This is a genomic window from Priestia sp. D51 (assembly GCF_053345675.1).
The window spans coordinates 160,875-173,903 of the sequence record NZ_JBLTIR010000002.1 but is presented as its reverse complement, the minus strand read 5'-3'; the positions used below and the strand labels follow the sequence as shown (position 1 = coordinate 173,903).

Below are 13,029 nucleotides of genomic sequence, written 5' to 3'. Positions count from 1 at the left end.
GACGAGGTTACTAGTAAAAGATTACAGGAACTATGGCCACATTGTGACGGCAAGTGTAATTACTCGGCGTGCGCTTCCTTTTTCGAGCTGTTGTCCGATAGCACTTGATGTTTGCACCCAATTCACTTCATCAGGATAATTTGTAATCACTCCGTCACTTTTTGTTTTCCACAAAAATGAAGCGGTAAGCCGCTTGGTTCCAGACCACGGTGATATTTTCATTCCGGCAGAATGGACTTGGTGGATAAGAGCAGGCGTTAGGATGTCATAAGACGGGTTAAAGTAAGTGGCAAAAGCGGCGAATTGCTGGATTGAATTTGGGCTTGCGTCTCGCTGTGAAGAAGTTAGTATGCCTATAGGAACGTTTGGGAGAAGCTCATGCATTTTTTTCATGGATGAAACGTTAAAAGACTGAATGATAACGTGATCGAGCTGTCGCTTGTTGATTTCAAAAGCTACTTTTTTTTCAATTCCAGGATAAAGTTCCGGCGCTTTTAATTCTATTAATATACCGATTTTTCCTTGAAATTCATCTAATACTTGCGAAAGAGTTGGAATTTTTTCATTCGTAAAAGAATCCCCTTTCCAGCTTCCTGCGTCCAAGCGCTGAAGCTCCGCGTACGTTAACTCTCGAATGTGTCCGCTTCCGTTTGTCGTTCGGTCTACGGTACGGTCATGCATAATAACGAGTACACCGTCTTTGCTTTGCTGCACGTCAAGTTCAATGTAATCCGCATTCATTTCTAGCGCTTGGTGAAAAGCAGCCATTGTATTTTCAGGTGCGTAGGCAGAGGCTCCTCGGTGCGCGATATTTGTGAGTTTTTCTTCCGTGCGTGCAAAAGCAGAAGAGGCGATTGAACAGCATAACAAGGCGACGGCGCTTAAACCAGCTAAATATTTTTTCATCACATTTCTCTCCTATGCGTTGGTATAGAAATAGCGTAACGAAAAAATGTGATGCTGATATAGAGGAAGTGTGTAGAAAACGTTGACATTTCGTAAAGAAAAATAGGGATTTTTTCATGATGATGTTTACAAAAAATGCGTAAACGAATAGGAATTTTAATCAAACGTTAAGGAAACAGCGCTATAATAGAAGGTGTGAAAAAAAGAATAGGAATTTCTTAGAAAATAGTTGTATAATAGGTGAGTCAGTCAATGAAAGGAATGGAACATGGATATTCAGTATATACATACGTTTACGATGCAAACGAAAGAGGAGTGCCGGACGCTTCAGCAAAAGCTAAAAGCACAAATTGATTTAACATCAGGCGTCAAAATGACGCATATACATAACTGTGCTGGTGTTGATGTTGCGTATTGGGAAGAAAACGGCATATCTTACGGAGCTTGCAGCATTGTAGTGGTTGATTATCAGACGAAAAGCATTGTGGAAAAAGTGCACAGTGTAGGAGAAGTAACGGTTCCTTATCTTCCTGGGTTTCTAGCTTTTCGAGAGCTTCCTTTAATTCTTGAAGCGGCTAAAAAACTTCAGGTAGAGCCCGACGTGTTTTTATTTGATGGCAACGGATATTTGCACTATGAGCACATGGGAGTAGCCACACATGCTTCGTTTTTTCTCAATAAACCTACCGTTGGAATAGGGAAAAGCTATTTAAAGATCAAGGGACATGATTACGTTATGCCTGAAGATACAGAGGGCGCTTATGAAGATATTGTGATTGATGGCGAAGTTTATGGTAGAGTAGTAAAGACAGCCAAAGGGGTAAAGCCTATTTTTCTGTCGTGCGGAAACTATATTGATTTGGACATGTCATATCAGCTTATGATGCATTTTATTTCAAAAGAAAGTAAGCTTCCGATTCCGGTCCGCCTAGCGGATCTGCATACGCATGAGCTGCGGAAAAGGTACCGGCAGTCAACGGGGAAGTAAGCTGTTCATAATGAGTTCATAGTTTCCTTTTATACTGATGGTTGGAATATAGTAGTAGTGTAAAATTATTAAAGAATGAGTAAGGTGATTAAAGGTGAGTTCATTTATTACGAGTATTTTGGATTTTTTAACGAGCCTTGGCTATTTAGGTATTGCGCTCGGCTTAATGATTGAAATCATTCCAAGTGAAATTGTACTAGCCTACGGGGGGTATATGATTTCTCAAGGCATGATTAGTTTTCCAGGAGCAGTCATTGCCGGAATTATTGGCGGAACGATTGCACAGTGGTTTTTATATTGGATTGGAGCCTACGGAGGACGTCCGTTTCTTCAAAAATACGGCAAGTACTTATTTATTCATGATAAGCATATCGACCTTGCGGAAAACTGGTTTAATAAATACGGCGCGGGCGTGGTTTTCTCCGCTCGTTTTGTCCCGGTTGTTCGACACGCGATTTCGATCCCTGCAGGTATTGCTAAAATGCCGTTTTGGAAGTTTACGTCTTTAACCGTGTTAGCGATGATTCCTTGGTCGATTTTATTTATTTACTTAGGCGGAAAGCTAGGCGAGAACTGGGCGAACATTGAAGACGTAGCAAGCAAATATACGCTTCCGTTTGTAGTTGCGGCATTTGTGATTATTGTTCTTTATTTCGTATTCAAACGCACGCGTACAAAGCGCGTATAAGATCGTTTTTGGACTACAAGCATGGCGAAAAGCCATGCTTTTTTTGCATGCGCAACCAGAAGCTCTTTTATTTGCTCATGACTTCTTCAAGTGCTATTATTTTTCATACGCACTAAAAAAGGAGACGATTTAACGTGGTACAAGAAATTGTATTAAATGATATGCCTATTCAAATTTACAGCTATGAACAAGAAATTGTAAAAGGCAAAACAAAAGTTTCAGTTGATTTTAAAGTAACAAGTGAGGAATATCATGATATTACTACACTTTTATATAAAGGTACTTTTCATGTAAATGTCCCAGAAGAAGATCTGGATTTCCAAGGAACGATTCATCAGTACTCTACGTCTTTTACAAATTTATATGAAAAAGGCCAGGTAGGGGATTTTTCATTAAGTTTAATTGAAGTGAACGAATAAGGAGCAGATGCGTGATGAAAGTAAGTATACTTGACCAATCGCCCGTTTCATCCCATCAGACTCCAGCGGAAGCGTTAGAAGCATCCATGCAGCTGGCCAAGGCTGGTGACAAGCTTGGCTATGAGCGCTACTGGATTGCAGAGCACCATGATTTGTCTGGACTTGCCTGTTCGGCTCCTGAAGTGATGCTTGGCTATATCGGCGCACAAACTAATAGAATTCGAATTGGATCGGGAGCGGTGCTGCTGCCTCACTACAAGCCGTATAAAGTAGCGGAAACGTATAACATGCTCGCAACGCTGTTTCCAGGGCGCGTTGATTTAGGGATTGGGCGCGCGCCGGGTGGATCGGCTGAAGCAACAAATGCGCTGTCGGATAACTTCTTGCAGCAAGTATTTAAAATGCCTGAACTTGTTGAAGAGCTTCTGCAGTTTTTAGACGATAAATTTCCAGCTGAACATGAATACGCCAAGCTTTCAGCTTCGCCGCTTCCGCCTGTCTCTCCAGAACCGTGGCTGCTTGGCACAAGTAAAAAAAGTGCCGAGCTCGCTGCTAGAAACGGAATGGCCTATACGTTTGGACAGTTTATGAGTGAACAAGACGGTTCAGCTATTATTGATCAGTACAAGCAGGCATTTCAGCCAAGGCGGAGCGGAGATCAGCCCTATGCAATTGTCACTGTATCGGTCATTTGCGCAGAAACAACCGAGCAAGCCCATCGCATCGCAACGAGCTCACTCGTATGGAAAATTCAGCAGGATAAAATGGAAGCAAAAGGCGTGCCTTCTATTGAAGAAGCGGCCAGCTATCCGCTTACAGAAGAAGAAGAGAAAAAAATGAAGAAGATGAAAGAAGCCATGATTATCGGAAATCCAGAAGAAGTATACGTCCGTCTTCAAGAAGTTCAAGCACGCTACGGAGCGGATGAACTCATGCTTGTCACCATTACGCATGATCCGGCTGACCGATTAAAATCATATGAGCTTGTCGCAGAGAAATGCAAAAAATAAGAGCCAAATGTCGGCTCTTATTTTTTATGCCCGTAATAGTACTCAAATAAGTGCTGAAATGCTTTTATAGCACGTAAAAAAGAAGCGGTGTTTTGGCGGTCCTCTATTAACCAGCACGTGGCTAGTACAGAATGAGCATATCCCCACAGTAAAATGCGTTTTTTACTTACGTTCAGTTCTTTTACAAATATATTGATTCGATGGTCAATTGTCTCTGCCACGTTTGTCTTAGGTAAATGATTTAAAAGAAAAGGGATGATTTCGTACTCTTTTTCTCCAATTAACCCTTTTGGGTCAATTATTTTCCATGCTTCACCAGACTGTAAGATGTTATCATGATGCAAGTCTCCGTGAAGCAAAAAAAGCTGCTGAGAAGTGCGGTTTAATTCAGAGAAAACGGATAGCGCGTGTTGAAGCGTTTCAGAAGAAAGAAAATCAATGCCACTTGGATACATTTGTGTATACTCTCGAAGCTGTTTCTCTCTTTTAACGGCTGTTTCGATAGTGGAGTCCGAGTGAGGCATGCGCCACAGAGATTTCATAAGCCTAGCAGCGATTAACGCAGCTTCTTCTTTAGTTGATAAAGAGGAAAGCGGGCATCCGGGAGATAGCTTTTCAACCAGTAAAATACCTTTTTTAGCATCACTGTCCACTATTTTTACCGTGTTCTCACCAGCTAGTGCTGTCAGTGCTTCTTGCTCATGAAGCAGCTCTGAAGGCTCTACAAAAAATTTGACAACTAGTTCGCTTCCATCTGCTTTGCGCGCAGGAGCAACAAAGTGGTAAGAAAGGGGAAAGTGACTGTGAATGGTGATATGCCAGCGCTGTTCGCAGTAGCGAATCAGCTGAGGGAAGTCAGCGAGCCACTTTTGGCTTTTATGAGGGTAAAGGTGAGTAATTGTATCACAAAATGTTTGAGGCAGCGTATACATGCGTTTATCTCCTTTGTCGTTTCCAAATTTTTCTGATAAACTCATCATATACAGCCTACATAGAATCTGTAAAGAAAGAGGAGATCGTACATATGAAGAAAAAGAAGGTGAAATCCCCTTGGGCTCTCGTTGGGTTTCCTATTTATATCATTGGATTTTCACTTTTACTTGCTGGAAGCGCACCTGAGTGGGTAGAAACAGTGAGTAAAATCATGATTGCTCTTGGAATCATTTTGCTTATTATAGCAGGAATTGATCTTAAAAAACGAAAAAAATCAGCACAGGCCTAAAAAACTGCCGTTTGGCAGTTTTTTTATTTGGAGAAAGGGTAACAAGATAACTAGATAAAAATGTTGAATTATTATTCTTTTTGATGTATAAATATAATATAGAAAGCAACGGTATTGAGAGGAGAATGAACGTGTCTTACGTAATAAAAAAAGAGGTTCCGTTATTTGAGCAGTTTGCTGCTTTGCATGAAGCGAGCGGATTACATAAAAGTAAAAAAGGCAATTATACAAAAGAACAGCTGTTTGAAGCGGCAGCCAACAGCTGGTTTAGAGTCGGTATTTATGATAATGAACAATTGATTGCATTCGGTCGTATGATTTCAGACGGAATTTACCAAGCGCTTATTTGCGACGTGATGGTTGATCCCTCGTACCAAAACAAAGGACTTGGAAAGCAAATTATTCAAGAGCTGTTGACGAAATGCCAAGAAAGCGGAATTGAATCGATTCAGCTGTTTGCAGCAAAAGGAAAGCATCATTTTTATAAAAAATTAGGATTTCAAGAAAGAGAAGAAGACGCGCCAGGCATGTCGCTTGTTATGTAAAAAAGCTCAGTGATCAATCATACTCACTGAGCTTTTTGTATTATGCCGTTTTTAAAACCGTACTTTTTTGGACTAAATTCCAAGCAACTTTTACTAAATAAACAACAAGCAAAACGTTTAGCATCGATGTAGCAAACATAGAAAACGGGTATGACGTGCTGTTTTGCATATTACTGTCGCCGTATAAAACAAAAAAAGTGTTCATAAAAATACTGATGCTAAATCCAAGGGATAAGTAAAGCAAATTTTTGTCTTTTAAATAAATATAAGCCACTAAAGCAAGCGCTGCTGCTGGAAATAAGTAGCGTTCATGCATGCTTGAAGAAAACGTAAATACCCCTGAAATTTGAATAAGCGCTGCAAGAGCGGCGTATTTAAAGCTCCGTCCTTTTATATAAATAAGCCAAGAAAAAATAGTTGTCGCGACGATAAAAATAAGTCCCCACGTATGATAGCTGAAAAACAGCAGCGTTGCAGAGCTGTCTTTATAGTTTGCGCCTATTAAACTATAAAAGTTGTAGGCGTTAACAGAAGCATACGGGTACTCTCCAATGGTGGATGAAAATAAATCAATAATCCACGTTGGACTTTTTCCGACTGAAAAAGGCAATAAAATCACCCCAGCAGTGAAAGCCGCCGTTAAAGCAATGCCGAAGAAATGCTTCACTTGCTTCAGGCGAATGAGCTCGAAAAACAAAATAGGCAGGATAATAATCGCCTGCGGCTTCATTAAGACCGCTGCTGTAAAAATAACGGCCGACGCGTAAATTCGTTTTTCCGTAATCATTACAATGGCTAGGACAATAAGTAAAGTGAAAAATGAATCCACTTGTCCCCAAAACGTTGAATTAACTAAAATGGCCGGATTAAATAAATACCCAATTGCTAACAGGTATGCAAAAGAAGGTGCCAAGTATTTACGAGCTAAACGATAGAGTAAATAAGATGTGACAACATCTGCTAAAATAGGCGGAATTTTAATCAACAGCGAAAAATACTGCTGAAAATCCGGTAAACTGCCAACTTTCCCAACGATAAACAAGATATAAATATAAAACGGCGGATAATCGCTTCCGCTTTTAGCGTAGAAATTTGAAAAATGATTAGCCGCAACCGATGCCCAGTTTTTGAAAAGCGACGCATCCATATGAGAGCCTACCCACGGAATCAGCGCAATCCGAATAAATAAACCAGTGCCAAGTAATGACCATAAAATAACGCGAGAATGCCCTATCGAATGATGCCATTTCTTTTTCTTTACTAATCCGTAAACGAAAGCTGCTGCTATAAAAAAGCCCACCGTATAAAGAGCTAGCGGCGTTTCATAGTCTTTATTAGCTCCTTGACTTCCGGCACCGTTATCCATAGATAGATTATGAAAAGGCGTTACGTGTTCTCCGGAATTGCTGGGTGAAGCAGGACCGTTTCCTGAAGGAAGACGATGATCTCTTGAGTTATTATCAAGAGCAGATATACCATTCGTAATCTTTTTTAACTGATGACTTTCTTGAATTGAAAATAAATGTTCTTCTCCTTTATAGTGTGATAGTGAAACGATACTGAAAACAAATGCTAAAAGAAAAGCTGCCGTTACGATAAAAGCCGTTCTTTTTTGTAGTATGTTCATATAAAATCCTCCGATGACAATGTATCGAATAAGTAGTAGTGTGTCTCCATACTATAAGGGGAGTTGGTGAAAATAAAGTGAAACTTCTTTAATAAAGAGCGGAAGAGAGAGCATAAAAAAACAAGGCCTTAGAAGACCTTGTTTTTTATATTGCTTATAGTACAGCATCAAACTTATTTACTTTCCATTGTGAACCAGATTTATAAAATGTAACGGTGCGTTTTACACTTCCTCCGTCAACTGTTGGAACCGTAAATTGATAAGAGCGAACATCGGCGCGCTGATAAGTTAGTTTTGCTTTTGCTTTGTTCCACTCTAGCATGCTGAATCCGTCACCGACAGGACGAGCAAGCTTTCCGTTATATGTGATGTAGCGATAATTTGTTAATCCTTTTTGAATAGCACTGTTTGTAAACGTTTCAGATAAGTAGCTTACTAGTTTGCTTTTTGTATTAAAATCTTGACAAAGATATGAGTACTGAGTGCCTTTATAATTAAATGTTTTTTGAGTACATAAATTACCTTTAGATCCATGAAGTGCATTCCAGAAATGGTTGCTTGCGTTTGCTGCAATTTTTACCGCATTAGTCGTTGATAGATTTTGTGATGCTGCTTGAGCTGTAACTCCTGTGCTTAGTGAAAAGAAAAGAGCAAGTGATGCTAAGATTATTCCAAATTTTTTCATTTCCATTTCCCTCCTACTCATTCATTGAAATATATGTAACATTCATGCTGTTAATATTACAATTGTTACATTTATATTACAATACTTCTTTAAAGAAATAAAGAGTATTTCTTATATATGTTTGAATTATTCCCGTATTTTCTTAAATAAAACGTAGAATTAAAAGAAAACATATAAACAGTATGTCAATTATGTGTCACATATTTCGTCGCTTTACAAGTTCGTATATAATAGGAATAAATCGATCAATATGCTGATTTAGATAAATAGGTCAGGCACAAAAGGAGAACGTAAACTAATGGGTGTTTCAGAAGTGACATCAGGAATTATTATTACCACTGCCGTAATTGCTATTGTGATTATTACAGTTGGTGTTTTGGCTACAATGATTGCGATTGCGAAGAAAGCAAATAAAAAGTAAGTGTGTAGAGGAGAGTTAGTATAATAACTAATTCTCTTTTTTTTGAAAAAAACCTATCGCTATTTTTATAATAAAAATGCATAAATAACGCGTGCATTATTCATAGAAAAAAGCAGGAAATTTACGTTTTGAAGCTAATAGATACATAAGGCAAGCTGCGCACTTTCATTACAAAAACAATGGAAGGGGTTCTAACAGACTTCAAGTGATATCGCCTATTTTATGTCATAATGAATGATATTCATTAACACAGCATCTTAGACGCACTTTATAACCAAATAATGAGGAGAGTGGTTGAGTTGCAACGACAAAAAGTAGCAGTGAATGGAGAAAGGTTAAAAAATACGCTTGAACGATTTGCCGATTATGGACGAACACCTAATAACGGTGTAACCCGCCTAGCGCTGTCAGAAGAAGATCGCCTAGCACGAGATTATTTTTGCTCATGCTGCCGGGATCTTGGAATGGATATTAAAATCGATGACCTTGGATGTATTTACGCCACGCTTGAAGGACTAGAAGATAAGCCGCCTGTTGTGATTGGCTCACACATGGACAGCGTAAAAAAAGGCGGAAGGTTTGATGGAATCCTCGGTGTAGTTGCAGGGTTAGAGTTAGTAAGGACGCTGGTTGAACATAATATTAAGCCGAAGGTGCCGATTATGATTGTTAACTTTACGAATGAAGAAGGAGCGCGTTTTGAGCCTTCTATGATGGCTTCAGGTATTTTATCGGGCAAGTTTCAAAAAGACGTTATGATGAAGAAGACAGATGTTGACGGCGTGATGTTTAAGCAAGCCCTTCAATCATGCGGATATGAAGGCGATAGAAGTAACCGTCTTACTGAAGCATCGGCATTTGTAGAATTACATATTGAGCAAGGGCCTATTTTAGAAAGAGAAGCCAAATCAATTGGTGTAGTCGAGTGCGTGCTCGGAATGGTATGCTATGAAATTGAAGTTACGGGGGAGTCAGATCACGCCGGGACGACGCCGATGGATATGCGGAAAGATGCGCTATTTGCAACTAATAACCTGATTGCTGAAGCTCGTCATGAGCTCGGCAGATTGGATTCAAATTTAGTCTATACAATGGGTCGTATGAACGTACTGCCTAATATTCATACCGTTATTCCAAATAAAGTGATTTTTTCGCTTGAAGCGAGACATACGGATGAAGATGTCATTGCATCCGTGGAAAAAATTATTCAATCACTGCCTGATCAAGCGGAGCTGTTAGAAGGGTGCGAAGTGCGGGTGACCAAGCTTTGGGGACGCGATACCGTGTGGTTTGATAAAACGGTTTGTGATGAAGTGGAAGAGTCGGTTCGTTCGCTAGGGTATTCCTACAAGCGAATGGTCAGCGGAGCTGGACATGACGCACAGTTTTTAGCTAGCTATATTCCGACGGCTATGATTTTTATTCCGAGCGTAAACGGAAAAAGTCACTGTGAAGAAGAGTTCACTCCTTGGGAAGAATGCGAAAAAGGTGTAAACGTACTTTTAGAGACGGTGATGAAGTTAGCTCAGAAGTAACAGGACGAAAGAGTAAACCTGCGGAGGTTTGCTCTTTTTTAGTGCTTAGAAAGACTGCGAACTATCGCATTGAACTTTTGGTTTATTATGGCTACAATAAATGAGAAGCATCGGGATGGATGTGAAAAAAGGATGTGAAAAAAAGTGAGATCTTCTCACTTGCAGAAATGAAAATTACTATTATTATTGCAGATGATAATTCGTTTATTCGAGAAGGAATGAAAATTATATTAAATACATACGAGGAATTCGACGTTGTCGCTACGTTAAAAGATGGTCAAGAAGCCGTTCAATATTGCAAGAATCACTCCGTCGATATTGCATTGTTAGATGTAAGAATGCCTGTTATGGACGGTGTAGAGGCTACAAAGCTTATTTCAGAGTCAACGAAAGCAAAGCCGCTTATTTTAACTACGTTTGATGACGATGAATATATTATTGATGCTGTAAAAAACGGAGCTAAAGGCTACTTGTTAAAAAATACAGAGCCAGAGCGCATTCGAGACGCAATCAAAAGTGTGTTCAACGGACATACGGTGCTGCAAGATGTTGTGCTTGATAAAATTAAATCAAGTTTAAACGCTGCAACTGAGCGCGAGTCCAAAGCGGATATGACACAGTTTACCGAGCGTGAAACGAGCATTATGACGCTGATTGCCAAGGGGCTTTCAAATAAAGAAATTTCTAAAACGCTTTTTATTTCAGAAGGTACCGTAGCAAACTATATTAGTTCGATTTTAAGTAAAACGGGACTTGAGCACCGTACTCAAATTGCTATTTACTATTTAACCGGTAAAGGGAAGTAGGACTATGGAAGTCGGATTAATGATGACCAAGCTCATCCTCATGCTGTTTTTGGCTATTACGTACATTCAGTTTAATTATGTACACTCGATTTCAGCTATTGTGTTAGCACTGCTTCTTTACAGCTGTGTTAATATCGCCGCGTCTATTGTGAAAAAGAGCGCGTTCAAGCGCATGCTTATTGCTTTTTCAATTGTCCTTATTCTATATTGTGCGTATCAACTTCATCCTTTGTTTTTTCTTCTTTTGCCGCTAAACCTTTGTGAGCTTATTGGAGAATCAATCGTAAAAAAATGGATGGTGCTGCTTGTATTGCTTCCAGTGCTGCTAGTTCCCTCTGATATTAGAGCTCTGTATGTGTTAGTCGCTGCGTTTACTTTTTTTATTTACACAGGAGCAGCTATCTATCAAAAGCGGACAAACAATTATGAACAAAAGCTTGATGAAATGAGAGTAAGTATGCAAAAGCTGCAAAAGCACGTGAATGAAAATAAAGAGTATGTGAGACAGTCTCAATATGCTTCAAAATTAGAAGAGCGAAATCGACTATCGCAGGAAATTCATGATAAGATTGGTCATTCAATGACAGGAGCACTTATTCAAATGGAGGCAGCAAAGCACGTAATGAAGCAAGACGAGGAAAAAGCGCTGTCTCTTCTTCAAAATGCGATTACGATTTCGAAAGAAGGCATTGAAGAAATTAGGTTAACGTTAAAAAGTATAAAGCCTCCCGCTGAGCAAATAGGAATCAGCCGTCTTAAATTATTTATTGGTGAATTTGAGGCTAAGCATAGTATCGCAATGCCTCTTGTATACAAAGGGAATTTAGATCTTATCACGCCTCTTCAGTGGAAAATTATTCATGAAAATATAACAGAAGCTATTACAAACGCTTTAAAATATGCAGAAGCAACGATGATTGCCATTGAGCTTCACGTACTAAATAAAATGGTGAAAGTAGAAGTCAAAGACAATGGAAAAGGCGCTCACTTGTTTCAAAAAGGACTTGGCATAGCAGGAATGGAAGAGCGCGCTGCTTCCATTAACGGAACGGTGATTGTTGACGGAGCAAACGGATTTTCTGTTACCACACTGCTGCCGATAGGTGAGAAACTTCATACGTAAATAATGAGATTTCTCATGGGGAAAAGGTGAACTTATGCACTGACGTAAGTTTGCCTTTTTTTCATAAAATAAGGATATACCAACACACTAGAGGTGAAATGATGAACGTATTATCCATTCAAAAATTAACAAAGAAATTTGGAGATTTTATTGCGGTAGATAATTTATCTTTACAAGTAGAAGAAGGAGATATATTTGGGTTTTTAGGAACAAACGGAGCAGGAAAAAGCACAACGATTCATATGGTAGCTAGTCTTCTTCAAAGCAACAGCGGCGATATTGAAGTACTTGGGAAAAATATAAAGAAACACCGAAATTTCGCAAAGATGAACATCGGAATTGTTCCGCAGGACTTAGCGATTTATGAAGATTTGACAGCCTATGAAAATGTGAAGTTTTTTGCAGGACTCTACGGATTAAGAGGATCACTTCTTAGCGAACGAGTCGAAGAAGCTTTAGCGTTTGTAGGGCTTTTAGATAAACAAAAGGCGTATCCGAAAAGCTTTTCAGGAGGAATGAAAAGAAGGTTAAATATCGCATGCGCAATTGCTCATCGCCCTAAGCTGATCATTATGGATGAACCGACGGTTGGCATTGATCCTCAGTCGCGAAATTATATTTTAACATCTGTAAAAAAGCTAAATGAAATGGGAAGCACAATCATTTATACGAGTCACTATATGGAAGAAGTAGAAGAGGTATGTACAAAAATTGCAATTATTGATCACGGCAAAATTATTGCTGAAGGAACAAAAGAGCAGCTGAAAGCGATTATCACCGATACAAAAGATATTTGGATTGAAGTAAAAGAAGCAGACGATATAGATTGCAGCGGTCTAAAGGAAATTCCAGGCGTAACAGCCGTTACGTATGAAGATGGAATCATTAAAATTAATTCAAGCGCCGAAGTGAATAACTTAAACAAGGTCATTCATTATTTAATGACGCATCATATCGAAATTAAAGCAGTCAAGGAGCAAGCCCCTAATTTAGAGACGGTCTTTCTGACGCTCACAGGACGCAGTCTAAGAGATTTATAAAAGAAAGGAGGAAT

At 39.3% G+C, this 13,029-nt stretch carries 15 protein-coding genes; 11 read left to right on the top strand and 4 right to left on the bottom strand.

What is annotated here, in order from left to right; translation table 11 throughout:
* Positions 1-30: 30 nt before the first annotated feature.
* Positions 31-906, bottom strand: a complete 876-nt coding sequence (locus ACNHOZ_RS07550) for a glycerophosphodiester phosphodiesterase (protein WP_063247847.1) — start codon at positions 904-906, stop codon at positions 31-33.
* Positions 907-1,174: 268 nt separating this feature from the next.
* Between ACNHOZ_RS07550 and ACNHOZ_RS07545 the strand changes: the two genes are divergently transcribed.
* The 4 genes from ACNHOZ_RS07545 to ACNHOZ_RS07530 all read left to right on the top strand — a co-directional run bounded on the left by ACNHOZ_RS07545 (position 1,175) and on the right by ACNHOZ_RS07530 (position 4,011).
* The gene (locus tag ACNHOZ_RS07545; RefSeq protein WP_447697080.1) at positions 1,175-1,894 is read left to right on the top strand and encodes an endonuclease V; all 720 of its coding nucleotides are present in this window, start codon (positions 1,175-1,177) and stop codon (positions 1,892-1,894) included.
* A 94-nt stretch (positions 1,895-1,988) separates the two neighbouring features.
* A complete protein-coding gene (locus tag ACNHOZ_RS07540; protein WP_014459791.1) occupies positions 1,989-2,582 on the top strand; it encodes a DedA family protein in 594 nt (197 codons plus the stop codon).
* Positions 2,583-2,716: 134 nt separating this feature from the next.
* Positions 2,717-3,001, top strand: a complete 285-nt coding sequence (locus ACNHOZ_RS07535; protein WP_063247850.1) for a DUF3219 family protein — start codon at positions 2,717-2,719, stop codon at positions 2,999-3,001.
* Positions 3,002-3,015: 14 nt separating this feature from the next.
* Positions 3,016-4,011 carry an LLM class flavin-dependent oxidoreductase gene (locus ACNHOZ_RS07530; protein WP_394553685.1) on the top strand — a complete coding sequence of 332 codons (996 nt, stop codon included), beginning with the start codon at positions 3,016-3,018 and terminating at the stop codon, positions 4,009-4,011.
* Between the two features lie 17 nt (positions 4,012-4,028).
* Here the strand turns inward: ACNHOZ_RS07530 and ACNHOZ_RS07525 are convergent, their stop codons facing one another.
* The gene (locus ACNHOZ_RS07525; RefSeq protein ID WP_394553683.1) at positions 4,029-4,988 is read right to left on the bottom strand and encodes an aminoglycoside phosphotransferase family protein; all 960 of its coding nucleotides are present in this window, start codon (positions 4,986-4,988) and stop codon (positions 4,029-4,031) included.
* Positions 4,989-5,035: 47 nt separating this feature from the next.
* Here ACNHOZ_RS07525 and ACNHOZ_RS07520 point away from each other — a divergent pair, with 47 nt between their 5' ends.
* A complete protein-coding gene (locus ACNHOZ_RS07520) occupies positions 5,036-5,233 on the top strand; it encodes a hypothetical protein (RefSeq protein WP_014459795.1) in 198 nt (65 codons plus the stop codon).
* Positions 5,234-5,364: 131 nt separating this feature from the next.
* The gene (locus ACNHOZ_RS07515; RefSeq protein WP_033579196.1) at positions 5,365-5,778 is read left to right on the top strand and encodes a GNAT family N-acetyltransferase; all 414 of its coding nucleotides are present in this window, start codon (positions 5,365-5,367) and stop codon (positions 5,776-5,778) included.
* A gap of 40 nt (positions 5,779-5,818) precedes the next feature.
* Here the strand turns inward: ACNHOZ_RS07515 and ACNHOZ_RS07510 are convergent, their stop codons facing one another.
* Positions 5,819-7,405, bottom strand: a complete 1,587-nt coding sequence (locus ACNHOZ_RS07510; RefSeq protein ID WP_028413088.1) for a glycosyltransferase family 39 protein — start codon at positions 7,403-7,405, stop codon at positions 5,819-5,821.
* Between the two features lie 154 nt (positions 7,406-7,559).
* Positions 7,560-8,096, bottom strand: a complete 537-nt coding sequence (locus ACNHOZ_RS07505) for an IseA DL-endopeptidase inhibitor family protein (RefSeq protein WP_014459798.1) — start codon at positions 8,094-8,096, stop codon at positions 7,560-7,562.
* 292 nt (positions 8,097-8,388) lie between these two features.
* Between ACNHOZ_RS07505 and ACNHOZ_RS07500 the strand changes: the two genes are divergently transcribed.
* The 5 genes from ACNHOZ_RS07500 to ACNHOZ_RS07480 all read left to right on the top strand — a co-directional run bounded on the left by ACNHOZ_RS07500 (position 8,389) and on the right by ACNHOZ_RS07480 (position 13,015).
* Positions 8,389-8,511, top strand: coding sequence for a hypothetical protein (locus tag ACNHOZ_RS07500; protein ID WP_013057357.1), 123 nt, complete (start codon positions 8,389-8,391; stop codon positions 8,509-8,511).
* Between the two features lie 299 nt (positions 8,512-8,810).
* Positions 8,811-10,046: a Zn-dependent hydrolase gene (locus tag ACNHOZ_RS07495; RefSeq protein WP_048019177.1), complete on the top strand. Its 1,236-nt coding sequence runs from the start codon at positions 8,811-8,813 to the stop codon at positions 10,044-10,046.
* Between the two features lie 167 nt (positions 10,047-10,213).
* Positions 10,214-10,852 carry a response regulator gene (locus tag ACNHOZ_RS07490; RefSeq protein WP_028408271.1) on the top strand — a complete coding sequence of 213 codons (639 nt, stop codon included), beginning with the start codon at positions 10,214-10,216 and terminating at the stop codon, positions 10,850-10,852.
* A 4-nt stretch (positions 10,853-10,856) separates the two neighbouring features.
* Positions 10,857-11,975 carry a sensor histidine kinase gene (locus ACNHOZ_RS07485; RefSeq protein ID WP_048019178.1) on the top strand — a complete coding sequence of 373 codons (1,119 nt, stop codon included), beginning with the start codon at positions 10,857-10,859 and terminating at the stop codon, positions 11,973-11,975.
* 101 nt (positions 11,976-12,076) lie between these two features.
* Positions 12,077-13,015, top strand: coding sequence for an ABC transporter ATP-binding protein (locus tag ACNHOZ_RS07480; protein ID WP_028413090.1), 939 nt, complete (start codon positions 12,077-12,079; stop codon positions 13,013-13,015).
* Positions 13,016-13,029: the final 14 nt, after the last annotated feature.